The sequence below is a fragment of the Lentzea terrae genome, assembly GCF_003265345.1.
Taxonomy (GTDB): domain Bacteria; phylum Actinomycetota; class Actinomycetes; order Mycobacteriales; family Pseudonocardiaceae; genus Lentzea; species Lentzea terrae.
Window position 1 is genome coordinate 361,353 of record NZ_QFWW01000008.1, and the last position, 16,491, is coordinate 377,843.

The 16,491-nt window shown below is 69.8% G+C and carries 13 protein-coding genes and 1 pseudogene; 7 read left to right on the forward strand and 7 right to left on the reverse strand.

Annotated elements, in window-relative coordinates; genetic code table 11:
- Nucleotides 1–18: 18 nt before the first annotated feature.
- Genes DI276_RS15970 through DI276_RS15980 form a run of 3 tightly spaced genes read right to left on the reverse strand, consistent with a single transcriptional unit; the run spans nucleotide 19 to nucleotide 3,330 of the window.
- Nucleotides 19–1,395, reverse strand: a complete 1,377-nt coding sequence (locus DI276_RS15970; protein ID WP_112264118.1) for a class I adenylate-forming enzyme family protein — start codon at nucleotides 1,393–1,395, stop codon at nucleotides 19–21.
- Between the two features lies 1 nt (nucleotide 1,396).
- On the reverse strand, nucleotides 1,397–2,488 hold the full coding sequence (locus DI276_RS15975; protein ID WP_112264119.1) for a 3-dehydroquinate synthase II family protein: 1,092 nt from the start codon (nucleotides 2,486–2,488) through the stop codon (nucleotides 1,397–1,399).
- A complete protein-coding gene (locus DI276_RS15980) occupies nucleotides 2,485–3,330 on the reverse strand; it encodes a 2-amino-3,7-dideoxy-D-threo-hept-6-ulosonate synthase (protein ID WP_112264120.1) in 846 nt (281 codons plus the stop codon). The genes DI276_RS15975 and DI276_RS15980 overlap by 4 nt, the downstream gene beginning before the upstream one ends.
- 289 nt (nucleotides 3,331–3,619) lie before the next feature.
- On the opposite strand from DI276_RS15980, the gene DI276_RS15985 reads away from it, so the two are divergent.
- Both DI276_RS15985 and DI276_RS15990 read left to right on the forward strand, forming a co-directional pair.
- Nucleotides 3,620–4,225, forward strand: coding sequence for a flavodoxin family protein (locus DI276_RS15985; RefSeq protein ID WP_112264121.1), 606 nt, complete (start codon nucleotides 3,620–3,622; stop codon nucleotides 4,223–4,225).
- A gap of 147 nt (nucleotides 4,226–4,372) precedes the next feature.
- A complete protein-coding gene (locus tag DI276_RS15990) occupies nucleotides 4,373–5,371 on the forward strand; it encodes a LysR family transcriptional regulator (RefSeq protein WP_112264122.1) in 999 nt (332 codons plus the stop codon).
- Nucleotides 5,372–5,411: 40 nt separating this feature from the next.
- Here DI276_RS15990 and DI276_RS52045 read toward each other — a convergent pair.
- Both DI276_RS52045 and DI276_RS16000 read right to left on the reverse strand, forming a co-directional pair.
- Nucleotides 5,412–6,560: pseudogene (locus DI276_RS52045) on the reverse strand (sensor histidine kinase); the annotation flags it as partial.
- Nucleotides 6,560–7,243 (reverse strand): response regulator transcription factor, encoded by a 684-nt coding sequence (locus tag DI276_RS16000; protein WP_269814263.1) that lies wholly within the window; start codon nucleotides 7,241–7,243, stop codon nucleotides 6,560–6,562. The pseudogene DI276_RS52045 and the gene DI276_RS16000, both read right to left, overlap by 1 nt.
- A 328-nt stretch (nucleotides 7,244–7,571) precedes the next feature.
- On the opposite strand from DI276_RS16000, the gene DI276_RS16005 reads away from it, so the two are divergent.
- The gene (locus tag DI276_RS16005; protein ID WP_112264124.1) at nucleotides 7,572–7,979 is read left to right on the forward strand and encodes a hypothetical protein; all 408 of its coding nucleotides are present in this window, start codon (nucleotides 7,572–7,574) and stop codon (nucleotides 7,977–7,979) included.
- 57 nt (nucleotides 7,980–8,036) lie between these two features.
- Here DI276_RS16005 and DI276_RS16010 read toward each other — a convergent pair whose 3' ends face one another.
- Entirely contained in the window at nucleotides 8,037–10,796 is a 2,760-nt protein-coding gene (locus DI276_RS16010) for an AfsR/SARP family transcriptional regulator (protein ID WP_232836685.1), read from the reverse strand.
- Nucleotides 10,797–11,129: 333 nt separating this feature from the next.
- Here DI276_RS16010 and DI276_RS16015 point away from each other — a divergent pair, with 333 nt between their 5' ends.
- The 3 genes from DI276_RS16015 to DI276_RS16025 all read left to right on the forward strand — a co-directional run bounded on the left by DI276_RS16015 (nucleotide 11,130) and on the right by DI276_RS16025 (nucleotide 13,864).
- Nucleotides 11,130–11,474, forward strand: a complete 345-nt coding sequence (locus tag DI276_RS16015; protein ID WP_232836686.1) for a sulfite exporter TauE/SafE family protein — start codon at nucleotides 11,130–11,132, stop codon at nucleotides 11,472–11,474.
- Between the two features lie 85 nt (nucleotides 11,475–11,559).
- Nucleotides 11,560–13,053 carry a sialidase family protein gene (locus DI276_RS16020; protein WP_112264125.1) on the forward strand — a complete coding sequence of 498 codons (1,494 nt, stop codon included), beginning with the start codon at nucleotides 11,560–11,562 and terminating at the stop codon, nucleotides 13,051–13,053.
- Between the two features lie 145 nt (nucleotides 13,054–13,198).
- Entirely contained in the window at nucleotides 13,199–13,864 is a 666-nt protein-coding gene (locus DI276_RS16025; protein WP_112264126.1) for a hypothetical protein, read from the forward strand.
- A gap of 95 nt (nucleotides 13,865–13,959) precedes the next feature.
- Here DI276_RS16025 and DI276_RS16030 read toward each other — a convergent pair whose 3' ends face one another.
- Entirely contained in the window at nucleotides 13,960–14,757 is a 798-nt protein-coding gene (locus DI276_RS16030; protein WP_112264127.1) for a class I SAM-dependent methyltransferase, read from the reverse strand.
- 104 nt (nucleotides 14,758–14,861) lie between these two features.
- Here DI276_RS16030 and DI276_RS16035 point away from each other — a divergent pair, with 104 nt between their 5' ends.
- On the forward strand, nucleotides 14,862–16,490 hold the full coding sequence (locus tag DI276_RS16035; protein WP_157984738.1) for a LuxR C-terminal-related transcriptional regulator: 1,629 nt from the start codon (nucleotides 14,862–14,864) through the stop codon (nucleotides 16,488–16,490).
- Nucleotide 16,491: the final 1 nt, after the last annotated feature.

A 16,491-nucleotide genomic window follows, 5' to 3' on the forward strand; every position in this document is an offset into this window, starting at 1 on the left:
CCCTTCTGCGTTGGGAAATCAGGACGGTTGGGAAACGGCTTCGCGCAGGGCCTGCGTGCGCCGGATCAACTTCCCGTTGGAGGTGCGGGGCAGTTCCGGCAGCACCCGGATCAGCCTCGGGACCTTGTAGGCGGCCAGGCGGTCGCGGCACCAGCCCGCCAGTTCCCCGGCGGCGGGGCCGTCCTCCACCGCGGCCACGTACGCCTCGATGGACTCGGCGTGGATCACCACCACGTCGGTGATCCGGGGGTGCTGGCGCAGCACGGACTCGACCTCGATCAGGTCGACCTTCAGCCCGCCGATCACCACCAGCGAGTCGCTGCGGCCGAGCAGTCGCACGGTCCCGTGCTCGTCCTGCTCGGCCCTGTCGTACGTGCGCAGCCAGCCGGCGGAGTATCTGTCCACATCGGACCCCCGCAGGTAGGGGGTGCCGTCGGGCAGCTCCACCTCCAGCTCGCCGTGGTTGACCCGCACCACGATGCCGGGTGCGGCCGGGCCGACCGCCGGCCGGGACGTTCCGCTGACGTCCATCGCGATCACACCGGTCTCGGTGGTGCCGTAGGAGTCGCCGAGGCGGAAACCGAAGCGTTCCAGGAACGCCTCGGCGAGCCCGTCGCTCATCAGCTCGCCACCGGACACCGCCGCCCGCAGCGAGGGCAGTGCGGGCACGGACTTCGCCGTGGTCAGCAGTTCGTAGTGGAAGGGAGTGCCGAAGATGACGTGCACCTCGTGTTCCTCGGCGGTGGTGAGCACGTCCTTGGCGGACAGTCGCCGGGTGAACACCACGGCCACGCCCGCCACGAGCGAGTGCAACAGCCCGGCGATCAGCCCGAAGCTGTGCGCGGTCGAGCTGAGCAGCAGCAGCCGTTCGCCCGCACTGGGCATCCCGTCGATCCGGGTGAACCGCTCGACCTCCGCGGCCAGCGATGCCGGTGTCCGGCCGATCACCTTCGGTTGCCCGGTAGAGCCCGAGCTGAACTGGATCAGCCGGTGCTCGGTCGTCGCCCGCTCACCGTCGCGGTGGTGCTCGGTGACCACCTCGCAGGCGGGCTGGAACGCCATCGCGAACCGCCCACCGGCCATGGCTCGGACGGTGAACTCGGGGCGGCACAACGAACGCAGCGCGTCGACTTCGGCTGGTGCGAGCCGGTGGTCCACCAGCATCACCTGCGCGCCCAGCGACCACAGCGCGAACACCACCTCGACCTGGGTGCGGCTCGGCGGCACCTGCACCAGGACGGTCGAGCCGTCCCCGATGCCGAAACCGCCGAACACCTTGGCTTCCTCGGCGACGGCCGAGCGGACCTCGGCACGGGACACGACATGTCCGTCGTGCACCAGGTAGGGCAGCTCGCCGGGATGGGCGTCGAACAGCTCTTCGAGAAGGTCCCGCATCTCACTGCTCCTTGCAGAACTCGCCGATCGGGATGCCGACGTGCCGCTGGTCGGTCGCCAGGTAGCCGAGCAGCTCGTCGCCCCGCTGGAGCTCGGTGACGTTGCGGACCTTGCCGCCGGGGCCGAGCAGCCGGACGTGCCAGTCGTCCTGCACGGTCAGGCTGATCTCGATGCCGTCGACGGAGTGCGCGGTGATGCTGAGCAGCGGGCGGGACTCCAGCTTGGACCGGCCGACCACGACCCGGCGGGTACGCCCCTCGGAGTTGACCGCGAGGACCGTGCTGCCGGAGTGCAGCTCGCTGAGGTAGTTGGTCCGGTTCTCCGGGCCGAGCACGTACGAGTGCAACGCGCCCGCGTTGACCCGGAACGGCCGGGTCGGCATGTAGGGCAGCGGGTGGGTTTCGCTGCAGCTCAACAGGAATCCGGTCGAGAACGAGCCGACCAGGATGCCTTCGTCCTCCTCGAAGTGCGTGCAGGTGTCGACGCACACCCGGTCGCCGAGGCCGTGGTGCTCGATCCGGTCGACGACGAGCGTCGCCAGTTCCAGCTTCGGGCTGGTCGCCTCCAGCATCCGGCTCAGCGCGAAGACCTCGGTCGCGTCCTTCGGCGCGAGCAGCACGCCCTCGGAACCGCGTTCCAGCACGTCGACGACGATCGACGCTTCTTCGAGGTCACCGCAGACCGTGAACAGCTTGCCGGGCGCGCGGTCGGCGGAGGCCAGCACGATCTCCAACGGGATCTTGGTGGGGTCGGCGAACCGCACGACGCTGTAGGGCAGTGCGACGGCGGCGGCGCACGCGAGTTGGAGCGTGCGGTCGTCGTGCACGTCCACCCATGCGGCGACGTTCTCGCGATCGCCAGCCGCCAGCACGAGCGCGTCCAGTTCGGCCTGGTCCGCTATGACGGTCGTGGTGATGCCGGTGAAGCCCTCGGCCGCGCCCACCAGGATGTTTGCGATGGTCGGGGGCAGGGTCGCGAGGACGGCGGGGTCGTCGGACACGATGCCGTGCAACCGGGAGTGGATGGCGGCGTCGACGACGCCTTCGACGTGGTGCGGGGCCACGGTCCGGAGATCGATCCAAGCGAGCGTCATCGGGCACCTGTCGTCATCGTCGGGATTCGGGAGAGGTCGGTCTGGTGTGCCGCCTGGTGTGCTGCGGAATCCGGCACCGCGGCGTGCGGCCCGTGCACCACGGCGGCCAGCCTGGCCACCAGCGATGCCGGATTGGGGGAGGTGAAGACCTTGCGGCCCACCGCGAGGCCCGCGCAGCCCGCCGCCATCAGTTCGGTGGCGCAGGCGATCAAGTCGGAACCGTCGATCGGTCCGCCCGCGGCGAGCACCGGGATCGGAGAGTTCGCCACGACCTCCGCCATCCGCCGCACCGGCAGGGTGACCGAGGTCTTCACCAGGTCGGCGCCGAGGTCGGCGGCGATGTTGACGACGTGCGCGAGCAGCGCCGGGTCCTTCGGGTCGATGATCCGCGGTCCCCGCGGGTAGATCATCGCGATCAGCGGCAGTCCCCAGGCCTCGCACGCCGTCGCGACCGCGCCGAGGTCGGCGAGTTGCCGCGCCTCGGTGTCGGAACCGATGTTCACGTGCACGCTGACCGCGTCGGCGCCCAGCCGCAGCGCGTCCTCTGCCATGCCGACGAGCACCTTGGCGTTGGTGTCGGCGGCGTGGGCGGTGCCCGCGCTGAGGTGCACCACCAGAGCGCAGGAAGCCAGGATGGCCGGGGGCACCAGCCGTGCTCGTCCTTTGTGGACGATGAGTGCGTCCGCTCCTCCCGCCACCAGGTTCCGGAGCAGGTCGTGCCATCGGTCGTGGGGCGCGACCGGACCGTCGGACACGCTGTGGTCCAGCGGGACGAACAGGTGCCTCCCGTCGTTCGCCGAGGACAACCGGCGCAGTCGGAATAGCTTTCCGGTATTCGTCATGCCGTCTGAACCCTCCTTTTCGAAAGCTGGTTCAGCGAAGAATGTGAATGAAAAACTTTCAAGTCGGCAGGCTAGTCACGGTCGCAGGCTCGAACAAATAACTCTTGCGCATAACTCGGCAGTTATGCCGGTTCAGGCCCAAAGAGCACTATTTTCGGTGTGGGCCGTGCGGACGTGTCGTGCCGCCCAATCGGACGGTGCGCGAACATGTCGGTGCTCTAAGAACTTTCTCATTTTCTTCTGACAGATTCTGCGGTGCCGCAGTCTCGATGAAGAGCAGGAGGTCCTCTTGAAGGAGCCGACGGATCCGGTGCGCCTGGTCGTGGCGTGTCATGAGGGGCGCGGGCACACCGGCAGGCTCGCCGCGGCGGTCCGGCAGGGAGCCCAGGACGTGGCCGGCGTCGACGTCGCGGCCATCGCGGTCGACGAGATCACCTCTGAGCAGTGGTTCCAGCTCGACGAAGCACACGCCGTGATCTTCGGCGCCCCGACGTACATGGGGTCCGCGTCGGCCGCGTTCCACCAGTTCGCGGAGGCCAGCAGTCGTCGTTGGCTGACCCGGCGCTGGCAGGACAAGCTGGCGGCGGGCTTCACGAACTCCGGTGCGAAGGCCGGTGACAAGTCCGGCACGCTCGGGTACTTCACCACGTTCGCCGCCCAGCACGGAATGGTGTGGGTCAACCTGGGCCTGCGTTCCGGATGGTGTTCCACCAACGGCAGTGAGTACGACCTGAACCGACTGGGCTTCTCGCACGGTGCCGCCGCGCAGTCCAACATCGACGAAGGCCCCGAACTGATGCACAAGGCCGATCTGCAGACCGCCGAATACCTGGGCAGAAGAGTTGCCGAGTACGCGCGGATCGTCGTCGCGGGCAAGAGGGCGCTTTCACTGTGAATAGGGCTCCCGACGTGGTTCGTGCTGGTGCAGCGCTTCGCCGAACACCCGAGCTTCGACGTGAAGCTGTTCGCCGGCGGCAGCATCGCCCTGCTGTTCGCGTCGCGTTCGTGCTCAGATGTTTCCGATCGGAGGGGTTAGGGCGTCATGGAGTTGGGACTTCGGCATCTGCAGGTCGTCGTGGCGGTGGCCGAGGCGGGCAGCGTCAGCCGGGCCGCGGCCACGTTGCAGATCGCACAGTCCGGCCTCACCGCGCAGCTCGGCCGGATCGAGCGGGAGTTCGGCGCACCGCTGTTCCTGCGCCGCTCGCACGGGGTCGAGCCGACCGAACTGGGCACCCAAGTCGTGCTCGGGGCGCGGCTGCTGATCGATCAGTTCAACGACCTGATCGCCGCGGCGCGCACCCGTGCGCACGGCGGCGGAGCGGCGACCGTCCGGCTGGGAGGCGTGGACAGCCCGTGGATCTCCACCGTCGCCGCGGCGTTGCGCGGCCTGCTGCCGGACCACGAGCAGATCACCTACGTGGAGGAGAACTCGGAGGCGGTCGTGGAGCTGGTGCGCACCTCGCGGCTCGACCTCGCGGTGATCACCGAGCATCCGGACGCCCCGGCGCCGAAACCGCAACGGCTGGTCTTCCGCGACCTCGGCGTCGAGCCGCTGCTGATCGGCCTGCGGTTTGATCACCCGGAGGCCGGCCGCGACCGGATCCACCTGGCGCAGCTCGCCGAGTACGACTGGATCGCGCCGGCCGACAAGGAGGGCGGCTTGCGGCAGAGCCTGCGCACCGCCTGCGAGCGGGCCGGGTTCGTGCCGCGGTTCCGCCACTTCGGAGCGGACCACGGCACCGCGGCCGCCATCGTCGGCTCCGGCACGACCGTCGGCCTGTTCCCCCTGACCTCGGCTTCCGTGCCCGACGTGGTGTTCCGTCCCCTCGCCGACGAGCCGCTCTGGCGCCGCACCATGCTGGTCTGGCAGCCCGGCTCACCGCTGGCCGGCGTCGCGACCGACCTCGTCACGATGGCGTCCGACGAGGTTTTCCGCTCTCGCAAGCCGTTTCTCGTGCTGGAGCCCGACCCGGTCGACTATCGGCGCTATGTGAACTCCCCGAGGCCCACTGCAGCACCCGCGTCACCGAGGCGGACGTGATGGCGGTCAACCCGATCGCGGGTGCCACGGCGGGCAGGTCCACTGTGAACACCGCGCCCGCGCCGGACCTGCCCTCGGCGGAAACCGTGCCGTGGTGGGCTTCCACGACCTCGCGGACCAGCGACAGGCCGATGCCGAACCGCTTCCCCCGTCCGGCCGCGCCGTGGTGGAAGCGCTCGAACAGCGACCGCCCGTTCGCCTGGTCGAAGCCGACCCCGTTGTCGCGGACCGACAACCGGACCGTGTCCGCGGTCGGCACCTCGAGCACGACGACGACGGTGCCGCCCTCCGGAGTGTGGCCGATCGCGTTGTCCACCAACGCGGTCACCACCCGGCGCAGCGCGGAGACCTCGCCGGACACGAGGAACGGACCCGCTTCGTGCTGAACCTTCAGCACCAGTCCCGCTTCGGTGGCTCGCACCTCCTCCGCCTCGACCACCTCGGCGGCCAGTTCCGCCAGGTCCACCAGATCCGGCTGCGACTGTTCGGCGGAGATCGCGGAGTGGAGGATGTCGTCGACCACGTCACCGAGCTGGCGGGTGCCGTTGACCAGCCGGCGCATCTCGGCGGCCAGGGCCTCCGGGCATTCCATCTTGTCCGCCTTGCGTGCCAGCAGTTGCGCTTGCGTGTGCAGCCGGGTCAGTGGGGCACGCAGCTCGTGGCTCGCGTCGGCGACGAACCTCCGTTGCCGTGCCAGGGCTTCGTTCAGCGGCGCTATCGACCGGTGGTAGAGGAAACGGCTCCCGGCAGGGACGACGACGCCCACTGTCAGCGCGGTCAGCAGCAGCGCCACACTGAACGCGAACAACAGATTCTGCCGCTCCAGCAAGCGGAACCGCTCGTCGTAGACGACCTGCACGATCTCCGCGCCGCGCCGCTGGGTGAGGACGCGGTAGGTCTCCCCGTCGCGCTTGACCTGCTCGAACCGCGGCGCGTCGGCGTTGCGCAGGCTCTCGGTCAACGGGAACCCCGCGGGCAGCCCCGGCGTTCCGGCGACCACGCCGTCGCGTTCGACGACCAGCCAGGTGCACGCGGGTGGGCTGGCGATCGACGAGTTCTCCACTGTCCACAGCAGGTCGCTGCGGATGTCGTTCTCGCGCATGTGCGCCGTGATGATGTAGATGACGCACTCGATGAGCAGCACGATCAGCACGGTCAGCAGCGTCAGCCGAGCGGTGGTGGCGGCCATCAGACGGACCCAGCCCGGTAGCCCAGACCGTGCACGGTGCGAATGGCCTCGCGCCCGAGCTTGCGGCGCAGATAGTGCACGTACGTGTCCACTATGGACTCCGAGGTGGCTTCCGGGAACACCTGTGTGCGCAGATCCGTACGCCGGCAGATGACGTTGGGCGCGACGGCGAGCGTGCGGAGCAGGTCACATTCGCGGGCGGACAGCTTGACCGAACCTCCCTGCGAGGTCAGCACCTCGCGTTGACGCAGGTCGAGGTAACCCTGGCCGAGGGGGAGCAGGTCGGTGTGCTCGAGGTGCCTGCGGTGCAGCGCCCGCACTCTGGCGATCAGCTCGTCCACGTCGAACGGCTTGCCGAGGTAGTCCTCCGCCCCGGCGTTCAGCCCCCGCACCCGTTCGGCGACGTCGGAGTGACCGGTCAGCATCAGGATCTTCGCGGTCACCCCCACCCGCCGCAGCCGGACCATGAGGTCCAGTCCGTCGATCGCGGGCAGCCCGCGGTCCAGCACCATGATGTCCGGCTTGCGGCTCAACGCGAGGTGCACCCCCTGCTGCCCGTCCAGCGCCACGTCGACCTCGTAGCCCTCGCTCGCGAACAGTTCGGCCAGCATCGCCGCCGTCTCCCGGTCGTCCTCAACGACGAGCAGTCGGATCGGCTCCGGCGCCTGCGCAGGATTCGGCACGGTGACACTTTGGCAGTTTCGCGCCACGCCCACATCCCTCCAATCTCATGTGGAGTCGCACCTGCGGCACGGACCGCGACGAGCCGGTACGGCCTTGTCCGAGCCGGGTTCGGTGAACGCCAAAGGTAAGGGCGCGGTTCGTGATCATTCACATGGGGTAGTAACTCGCGCACCTGGAGTAATGCGCCTGTCCTGATTGTTGGTGCCGGACCGGCTGAACACCGCTGACCAGCCGATTGCCACAACGCGGTGTGATCGTTGCGAACCGGTCGCCGACTCTGTGCACCACGACAGCCAACCGCTGCCGGAGCACAGAAGGGCTGATCAGATGCACAGAGTCTCCCGTACCGCGGTCCGTGCGACCGTGGGCGCGCTCGTCACCGCGGGGCTCGCGATCGGGTTCACCACACCGGCGTCCGCGGCTGCGAGCAGCAGCGCGATCGTCAACACCGACAAGACCCGTGCCGCCGAGGCGTTCTTCAACCGCTCGACGTCCGGCTCGCACGCCGGCAAGGCGTGGATCGACCTCTACGACGCCAAGTGCGACGCGCACTCGGTGTACGTCGAGTACCGGATCAACGACGGCGGGACCAAGCGCTTCACCAACGGCGGAGGCTGTGGCAACACCTCCGGCGTCAACCTGCAGACCGGGTACTTCGCCATCGTGTACCGGGCGTGCGTGGACGTTCAGTTCGGCGGGGATCCGTGCTCGAAGTGGGTGTCCGACCACAACTGAACGGCTCGGGGGGTGTGGTGGCGCGCGGTCGAAACTGCGCGCCACCGCGTGCTGGGTTCACGTGGCAGTCGCGGTGGCGAGGTCGTCGAGTTGTCGTTGGACGCGGGCGGCGTCGTCGCGGCCTTGTTCCCGGTACAGCTCCAGTGCCTCCTGCCACGCCTTGCGGGCCTGGTCGTGTTGTCCGAGGGCGGAGTGGGGGCGGCCGAGGTTGTCGAGGGCGTCCGCGACCCGGTAGGCGTCGCCGACGGTGCGGTACAGCGCGAGGGCCTGGTGGTAGTGGTCGACGGCCTGCTGGTGTTCACGGGTGCGGTGGGCGATGAACCCGAGGCTGTCCAGGGTGGCCGCCTCACCGTCGGGATCGTGGTGCTGCCGGAACAGGGTGAGGGCGGCGTGGCAGTGGTCGCGGGCCGCGTCGAAGTCGCCCAGGCGTGCGGCGAACCAGCCGACTTGGTTGAGCGCGTCGGCTTCCCGGGCCGCGTGGCCGAGAGTGCGGTACAGGTCGCGGGCGTGCCGGGCGTGGTCCAGCGCTCGTCGGTCGTCTCCCCGTTCCTGCCAGGCTGCCGCAAGCACTTGGTGGGTGTGTGCCTGTTGGCTGAGGTCGTGATGGCGCACGGCGACGGCGAGGGCCTGGTCCAGGTGCCCGATGGACTCCTCGTGCAGGCCCAGCTGGGAACAGGTGTTGCCGAGGAGTCGGTGGGTGCGGATGCGGACGGTGTGGTCGGGCAGGTGTGCGGCGGCGTCCAGCGCGGCTCGCCACGAGGCGAGTCTGTCGCGCAGGTGCCCCCGCCGGGAGTGGAAGGTGTCGAGTGCCCAGGTGAGGTGCCAGACGACCTGGTGCCGGCCGAAGGAGATGGCGGCGCGCTGGGCGGCCAGGATGGCGGTGTGCTCGGCTTGCAGCCAAGCCAGCGCGGCCGCGAGGTCGGGCAGCGGGTGCGGGTGCACGCCGGGCGCGGGTGGTTCGGGTTGCAGGAGTTGGCGGGTGGGGTCCAGAAGCCGGTCTGCGGCGAAGGCGGTGTGCAGGTAGAAGTCCGTCACGCGCACCAGGGCCAGCTCTCGCACGTCGTCGGGCAGCTTGTGTGCGGTGGTGGCGGCGTAGGCGCGGATCAGGTCGTGCATCGCGTACCGGCCACCCGGTCGCCGTTCGAGCAGGGACGCCTCCTGCAGCGCCGATAACGCCCTGCGCGCGCGGACCGGTGACAGTCCGGTGAGGGAGATCGCGGCGGGCAGAGTGGTGTCCGGGCCGGGGGCGATGCCGAGCAGCGCGAACACGGTGCGGTGCTCGTCGGTGAGGCGGCGCAGGGACCACGAGAGGACGACGGGCAGGCTGGAAGCGGGATCGGCGTCGTGGTCGAGCATTTCCAGGCCGAGCTCACGTAGTTCGGCGGCGACCTCGGCCAGCGGGATGGCAGTGGCCTGGCGGGCGGTGATCGACAGGGCCAGCGGGTAACCCCCGCACAGCTCGATCAGCTCGGCGGCGGCGGGTTCGGCGGCGACGCGGTCGGCACCGAGGCGTGCGGCCAGCAGGGCCCTGGCCTCGTCCCTGGCCAGGACGTCCAGTTGCAGGTGGCGCGCGCCGTGCCGGTCGATCAGCGAGACCAGCCTGGTGCGGCCGGTGATCAGCACGGTGCAGTGCGGGTTGCCCGGCAGCAGCGGGACGACCTGCTCCGCGGTGGCGGCGTTGTCCAGCACGATCAGCATCCGCCGGCCTGCGACCAGGCTCCGGTACAGCGCCGCCTGCGCGTCGAGGTCCGCCGGGATCCGGGCGGGGTCAGCGCCCAGGGCGTCGAGGAACCCGCGCATCGCCACCGCCGGCGGCATCGGTTCCTCCAGGGGACTGAACCCGTGCAGGTCCACGAACAGCTGCCCGTCGGGGAACTGCTCGGCGTGCTGGTGCGCCCACGCCAGTGCCAGCCAGGTCTTGCCGAGACCACCCGCGCCGCCGATCGCCGAGATCAGCACCGTGCCGGGTGCCTCCGCGAGCGCCTTGTCCAGGAGCGCCAATTCGGTGACACGGCCGGTGAACGCCGGCGGCGCGGGCAGTTGCCGCGGCACCTGCGGTGTGGTGACGCGGGCGAGCGCGGAATCCGTGTCGAGGATGCGTCGATGCAGGTCCCGCAGCTCAGTCCCGGGATCGGCACCCACCTCGTCCGCCAGGCGCGCGCGGATGCGGTCGAACCGCAGGAGTGCCTCGGCTTGGCGGCCGGTGCGGTACAGAGCGAGCATCAGCTGGGCGGTGACCCGTTCGTCCAGGGGATGCGCGTCCGCCCGCTCGGTCAGCTCCGCGCACAGCTCCGCGTGCCGGCCCTGCGCCAGCGCCAGGTCCGCCCTGTCGGCGTCGGCGGCGAACCGTTCCCGTGCCAGGCCTTCGCGAACAGTGGTGATCCAGGGCGTGTCCAGACCTTCGAACGCCTCACCCAGCCACAGCTCAGCGGCCTGTTCCAGCGACGCCAGCGCCTGTGCGTCGTCCTGGCCGCGTGCCTGTTCCACGAGCCGGCGGAACCGATGGACGTCCACCGCCTCCGGATCCACTCGCAGGACGTAGCCGCCGCCCTGCCGCACGATCGCGACGTCGTCCACCAGCACCTGCCGCAGTCGCGACACGTAGTTGCTGGCCACCTGCCGTGCCTTTTGAGGCAACCGGTCCGCCCACACGCGGTCCAGCAGCTGTTCCATCGTGACGACCCGGTTGGCCTCCATCAACAAGACGGCCAGGACGCACCGTTGCCGCGCGTGGCCGATCTCCACCGACCGGCCGTCGACCCGCAGGTCGACTGGTCCGAGCACGCGCAGTTCCACCGCCACCACGGTCACCTCCACGCCATTTACTACGCCATCTGCCCGCGGTTTCACGATCCGCTGACCAGCCGATTTCCGGGAGCTGTCGATGCTGCGCGGCGCCGTCCGCGGTCGATCAGGTCCGCGAGCAACGCCTGCAGTCAGAGGGCTCGATCGATGATCACGGACTCAACTGGCTACGGCCTGTGGCGTCCAGCGTCTCAGCGTTGCCACGGCGCTTCTGTCGCGGTATTCGCGGGTGACTTCCCAGCGGAGGTAGTCGCATTGCGCCCGCAAGATCAGCGCGGGGGTGGGGTTGTGACGCAACGCTGGCCGAGGGTCGGTGACCTTCGATGCTGAAGCGAGCGGCTGCCGGTGTTCACCGTCCTGTTCGGACTCCGTGCTGCCGTGCCGATGCTCGTGCTGAGGCGGTTGTCCAGCAACGGATCGCGGGTCTGGCTCAACCGGCGGGGCCTGCGCTGGCCGCTGATCGCCTGGTTCGGCCTCGGGGCGGTGCCGTGCGCGGCGATCGGTGGAGTGCTACTTGCTCACGCACCCCTTGCGTCGCTGCAGAAGGCGCTCGGCGTGTTCCTGGTCGGTGTCGTGATCTGGCGCCGGCTTCCGCGTCAGCCACGCAAGCCGACGAATCCCGCGTTCGCTGCCACCGTCGAGGTGTCCTTCGATTCCGGTGTCCGCGACGCGCCGACCCCGCCGGCATGAAGCTCGTGCCGCGTGCTCCGCAACGATCCGGTCCGCTGCGGCGATTCACCCATGAGGGGGAAAGCGGACATGCGGAGGTACCCCCATGCATGCGACCAGACGGCTCACCGCCGCCGCGGCAGCCGTCCCTCTGATTCTGTTCAGCACGGCGCCCACAGCGTCGGCGGCACCCTTTGCCGCCGGCCCTGACATCCTGGTCAGCGGCCCGTCCGCGCTGACGGCCTGTCCCTTCGGCGCCTCGGCCGACTTCGCCGCCGCCTACGACAACACCGAGGTCGAACCCCAGGTCGCGGTCAACCCGGTCAACCCGGACGAGATGATCGGTGCGACCCAGCAGGACCGGTGGCCGGACGGTGGCGCGCGTGGCCTGAGCTCGTGGATCACCCACGACGGCGGCGACTCGTGGGCCAAGCTGCCGGACGTGCCGTGGAGCGCCTGCCAGGGCGGCCCGACCCGGTTCGGCCGTGTCACCGACCCGTGGGTGTCCTACGACAAGGCGGGCAACGCCTACTTCATCGGCCAGCCGATCGACTCGGCCGCGCTCGGCCTGTCCGCGATCTCCGTGACGAGCCTCGACCGGACCACCGGCACCTGGCGGCCACCGACGATCATCCAGGAGGACACCGGCGACCGCTTCGTCTTCAACGACAAGGTCTCCATCACCGGCGACCCGACGCGCGCCGGCTACGCGTACGCGACGTGGATCCGCGGCAGCTATCCCAACGACGGCCGGCAGCACCCGATCGCGGACCTGCACTCGTTCGCCTACCGCGGCAAGCCGATGTTCTCCCGCACGACCGACGGCGGGCTGACGTGGTCCACGCCGGTGCCGATGCGCGACTCGAACGCCTACTTCCAGGGCAATCAGATCGCAGTCGGCCCGGACGGCACGTTGTACAACGTCGCGGCGAACCTGTTCACCGGAGCGGGCCTGAACGACAACGGTGTCTACATGGGCGTCATGACCTCCCGCGACGCCGGCCTGCACTGGTCGGCTCCCGCGAAGATCGCGCCGATCGGGTTCGCCCAGCTGTTCGTGCCCGACGACAACTTCCCGATCCGCGCGGAGGACTACCTGCCCGACATCGCCGTCGACATGACCAGCGGCGCGATCTACGTCGTCTGGGCCGACAGCCTCGGCACCGCGCTGAACAAGGTCGTGCTCGCCAAGTCCACCGACGGCGGCCGGCACTGGAGCGGCCCCACCGTCGTCGCCACCGGCGGACCGGGCGTGCAGTCGTACAACCACGCGATCGACGTGTCGGACACCGGCATGGTCACCCTGACCTACTGGGACGACCGCAACAACGTGCTCGGTGACGGCATCGCCACCACCGACATGTGGGTCCGCCACTCGCACAACGGCACCGCGAGCTGGGAGCCCGAACAGCACCTGCACGGACCGTTCGACCACTACACCGCCCCGATCTCGTACTTCGCGCCGGACGACCCGCGAGGACTGTTCCTCGGCGACTACATGGGGCTCGAAACGATCTCGGGCAACAGCACCATCGCGTTCTTCACCTCGACGATCGCTGACGGGGCCGACGTCCACGCTGTGCGGCTGAACCACAGCTGACAGCGCGACGGGTGCGGGCCGTCCGGACGGCCCGCACCCACGACAGCCCATCGCCAGCAGCCTGGCGGTCGACTGCAGCCTCACCTCGCGGAGGTGCACGAACCCGGCGCCGTGGCCCGGCCATGAGTACGCGAAAGGTTGGGGCGTGTTCGGCCTGCCGTTCGACTCCGGCCACGTTCTGGCCATGCGTGTCTTCGCGGAAAGCGACTTCGGCCCGTACCGCACGATCTGGCACCGCGATCCCACCGGCAACTGGTCGATCTACGTCGACGGCCCGCGACTCGGCACGGCCTGCCCCCGCTACTACGGCGCCGCCTGCAGCCACACCGCGCACGCCCGCATCGACGTCACCTGGACCGGCAGGACCTCCCTGCACATCACCATGGACTCGCCGGCACTGGACTGGACGCTCACCGCCCGCTCGACGCGGCTGCTCGACGTCCTCAACGTCCTCAGCCCCGCGATGCCGCTCGCCAGCTGGAAGCCGCGGCCCCTGGTGCGCGCCCGCGAGCTCATGGCGCAGGCGCTGGGCATGGGAAAGCTCAAGATGGCCGGCGTGATGCCCAGCGGCCACAACGGAAAGCTCATGCCCGAGCGGATGTACGACGTCGACGACTCGCACGCGACGCTCGACGGGGCCGACCTCGGCATCCCGGTCCGGCTGGCGGAGAACCCGATGATCGGCGACGTCGCCCTGCCCGCCCGCGGCTTCCTCGCCGTCGGCCAGTCGACCTGGGAGATTCTCGATCCGGCAGAACACGAGCGCACCCTGCGCCAGGTCAACGATCCCACGTCACCGGAAGGGCGGTGAGCCCGCAAGTAACGAGCGCCGTGCCCGAAGGTGAGGTGGGCGAAGGCTGCGCGGATGACGTCGACACGGTCCGGTTCGGCGAAGACCGTTGCCGCTCAGCTCGCCTTCGTGGCGATCAGAACGTGGCCGTGCAGGGGCGCGTGCAGTGTGCCGTCGTCGGCGATGAACGGCCGCAACGCTTCTCGCGCGTCCCGGCGGATGCGCCGGTAGGTCTCGGCGCTGATGCGTTCGGCCAGGGGTGTTCCCTCGACCTCGGTGGTGACGAGTTCGTCGGGGGAGCCGAACCGCGCGGTACCGATGTGCGTGCGCAGCCCGTCTGGCCGCAGACCGGCCCCCTCGACGAGGCGGCGCAGCCCAGCGAGGTCACCGCAGGACCAGTAGGTGTCCAGCAGGCTCGTACCGTCCTGCCCGGCGTGTTCCCGCACGATGTCCACGAGCAGTCGGTACGCGGGCTGGTCCTCGATGGCCGCGGGCACGACCAGCCCGACGCGGCCGCCGGCGCGAGTCACCCGCGCCATCTCGGCCACGGCACGGGGACGGTCCGGGAAGAACATCAGCGCCATCTGGCACAACACGGTGTCGAACGACTCGGCGTGGAACGGCAGCGCGAGCGCGTCCGCGCGACGCCACTCGAGCTCCGGCCGCACCCGGCGGGCAACGGTCAGCATCGCCTCGTTGAGATCCACTCCGACGACGCCCTCGGTTCCGATGTGGTCCGCGGCGACGCGTGCCACGATCCCGGTGCCGCAGGCCACGTCGAGCACGGCCTGACCCGGGCCGACGCCCGCCATGCCGACCAGCAGCGGCGCCCACTCGGCGAAGATGGCGGGTACGAACTCGGACTCGTAGATCTCCGCCGCGGCCAGCGGCAGTTGAAAAGTCTCCGCACTCATGACGCACTCCTTTCGGTGCGCCGAGAGTGTGCGCGCCAAAGCGACTCCGAATCTTGGGTGTCACCACTCAACCGGACACCTATTTCGGTGCGATGCTGTGGTCCGTGACCACCTCGCGGTCGCTGCTCGCGGAGGCAACCGCGGCGCTCGACGGTGGCGACTGGGCATCGGCCAGGTCGCTGCTGACGGCCGCGCTGGCTCTGGAGGACCACCCGGACATCCGCTACCAGCTGGCGCGTGCCGAGGAATGGGGCGCGGACTACGAGGCGGCCGTCCGGCACTACGAACAGGCTTTCGCCGGCTATCGGCGACGAGGCGAGGTGCGCCGTCCGGCACTGATCGCCGGGCGTGAACTCGCGTTCCTGCACGCCGCGGTGTACGGCAACGGCGCGGTCGCCGAAGGCTGGCTGGCCAGGGCGCATCGGCTGGTCGACGAGGCAGGCGACTGCGTCGAACACGGCTGGGTGGCACTGGCAGACGCGCTCTCCACCGGAGACGTCGACGCCATGGCGGACCACGTGCGGCGAGCGACCACCGTCGCGCACCGGTTCGACGACGACGATCTGCGGTTCTGCGCGCTGGGCTACGAGGGGCTGATCCTGGTGCTGCGCGGGCAGATCACCGAGGGCATCCGGTTGGTGGACGAGGCCGCGACCGCGGCCACCTGCGGCGAGGTCCGCGACTACCTGACCGCGGGGGAGATCTACTGCAAGATGTTGTTGTGCTGCGAGTTGACCCTCGACGTGCACCGCGCCCAGCAGTGGATCGCGGTCGCGACGGACTTCGACCGGCGCGAGAACGTTCCGTGGGTCTCCGCCATCTGCCGCACCTACTACGGCGGCATCCTCACCGCCGCCGGCCGATGGGACGAGGCCGAAGTCGAGCTCAGCACCGCGTTGCAGCGCTACGACCGCAGCTACCGCGCCTTGCGGTCCAGTGCGATGGTCCGGCTGGCCGACCTGCGAGTGCGGCAGGGCAGGCTCGACGAGGCGCGCCGCCTGCTGTCCGGCTTCGAGTTCGACTCCTACGCGGTGCGCCCGCTGGCCCGCCTGCACCTCGCCTGCGGGGAGCCGGAACTCGCCCTCGTGCTGCTGCGGCGGTTCCTGGGATCCGCCGGTACCGGACCACTCCAGGCCCCGGAGCTCGCGCTGCTGGTCGAAGCGGAGATCGCCGCAGGCAACATCGACGGCGCGAGGGTGTCGTGCGACCAGCTCACGCAGGTGGCCGACGTGAACTACACCCAGGCCCTCGCGCACCACGCCGCCGGCCTGGTCTGCGTGGCGTCCGGGGATGAGCGTGCGCTGGAACAGTTCGAACGAGCGCTGCCGTTGTTCACGCTGGCGGGACTGCGGCTCGAGGCGGCTCGTACCCGCATGGCGATCGCCCGGCTGCTGGCCTCGACGAATCCTGTGGTGGCCACCGCGGAAGCACGATCGGCACTGTCCACCTTCGACGAACTCTCGGCCGCACTCGACGCCCACGAGGCCGCACGGTTCCTCCGCGCGCGTGGAGATCACCACCGCGCGGCCCCGCGCACACCCGGCTCACTGAGCAAACGGGAGGACGAGGTGCTGCGAGAGCTGTGCGAGGGCCGGACCAACGAGCAGATCGCCGAGCGGCTGTTCATCAGCAAGCGCACGGTCGAGCACCACGTCAGCAGCATCCTCGAGAAACTCGGCGCCTCGAGCCGCGCCGAGGCCGTCGCGCACGCGTTGCGCCATCCCGCCGAATGAC

Bases quoted from the DNA above. Each gene is read 5' to 3' on its own strand.
- DI276_RS15970 (WP_112264118.1), bottom strand. From the start codon at position 1,395: ATGCGGGACCTTCTCGAAGAGCTGTTCGACGCCCATCCCGGCGAGCTG.
- DI276_RS15975 (WP_112264119.1), bottom strand. From the start codon at position 2,488: ATGACGCTCGCTTGGATCGATCTCCGGACCGTGGCCCCGCACCACGTC.
- DI276_RS15980 (WP_112264120.1), bottom strand. From the start codon at position 3,330: ATGACGAATACCGGAAAGCTATTCCGACTGCGCCGGTTGTCCTCGGCG.
- DI276_RS15990 (WP_112264122.1), top strand. From the start codon at position 4,373: ATGGAGTTGGGACTTCGGCATCTGCAGGTCGTCGTGGCGGTGGCCGAG.
- DI276_RS16005 (WP_112264124.1), top strand. From the start codon at position 7,572: ATGCACAGAGTCTCCCGTACCGCGGTCCGTGCGACCGTGGGCGCGCTC.
- DI276_RS16020 (WP_112264125.1), top strand. From the start codon at position 11,560: ATGCATGCGACCAGACGGCTCACCGCCGCCGCGGCAGCCGTCCCTCTG.
- DI276_RS16030 (WP_112264127.1), bottom strand. From the start codon at position 14,757: ATGAGTGCGGAGACTTTTCAACTGCCGCTGGCCGCGGCGGAGATCTAC.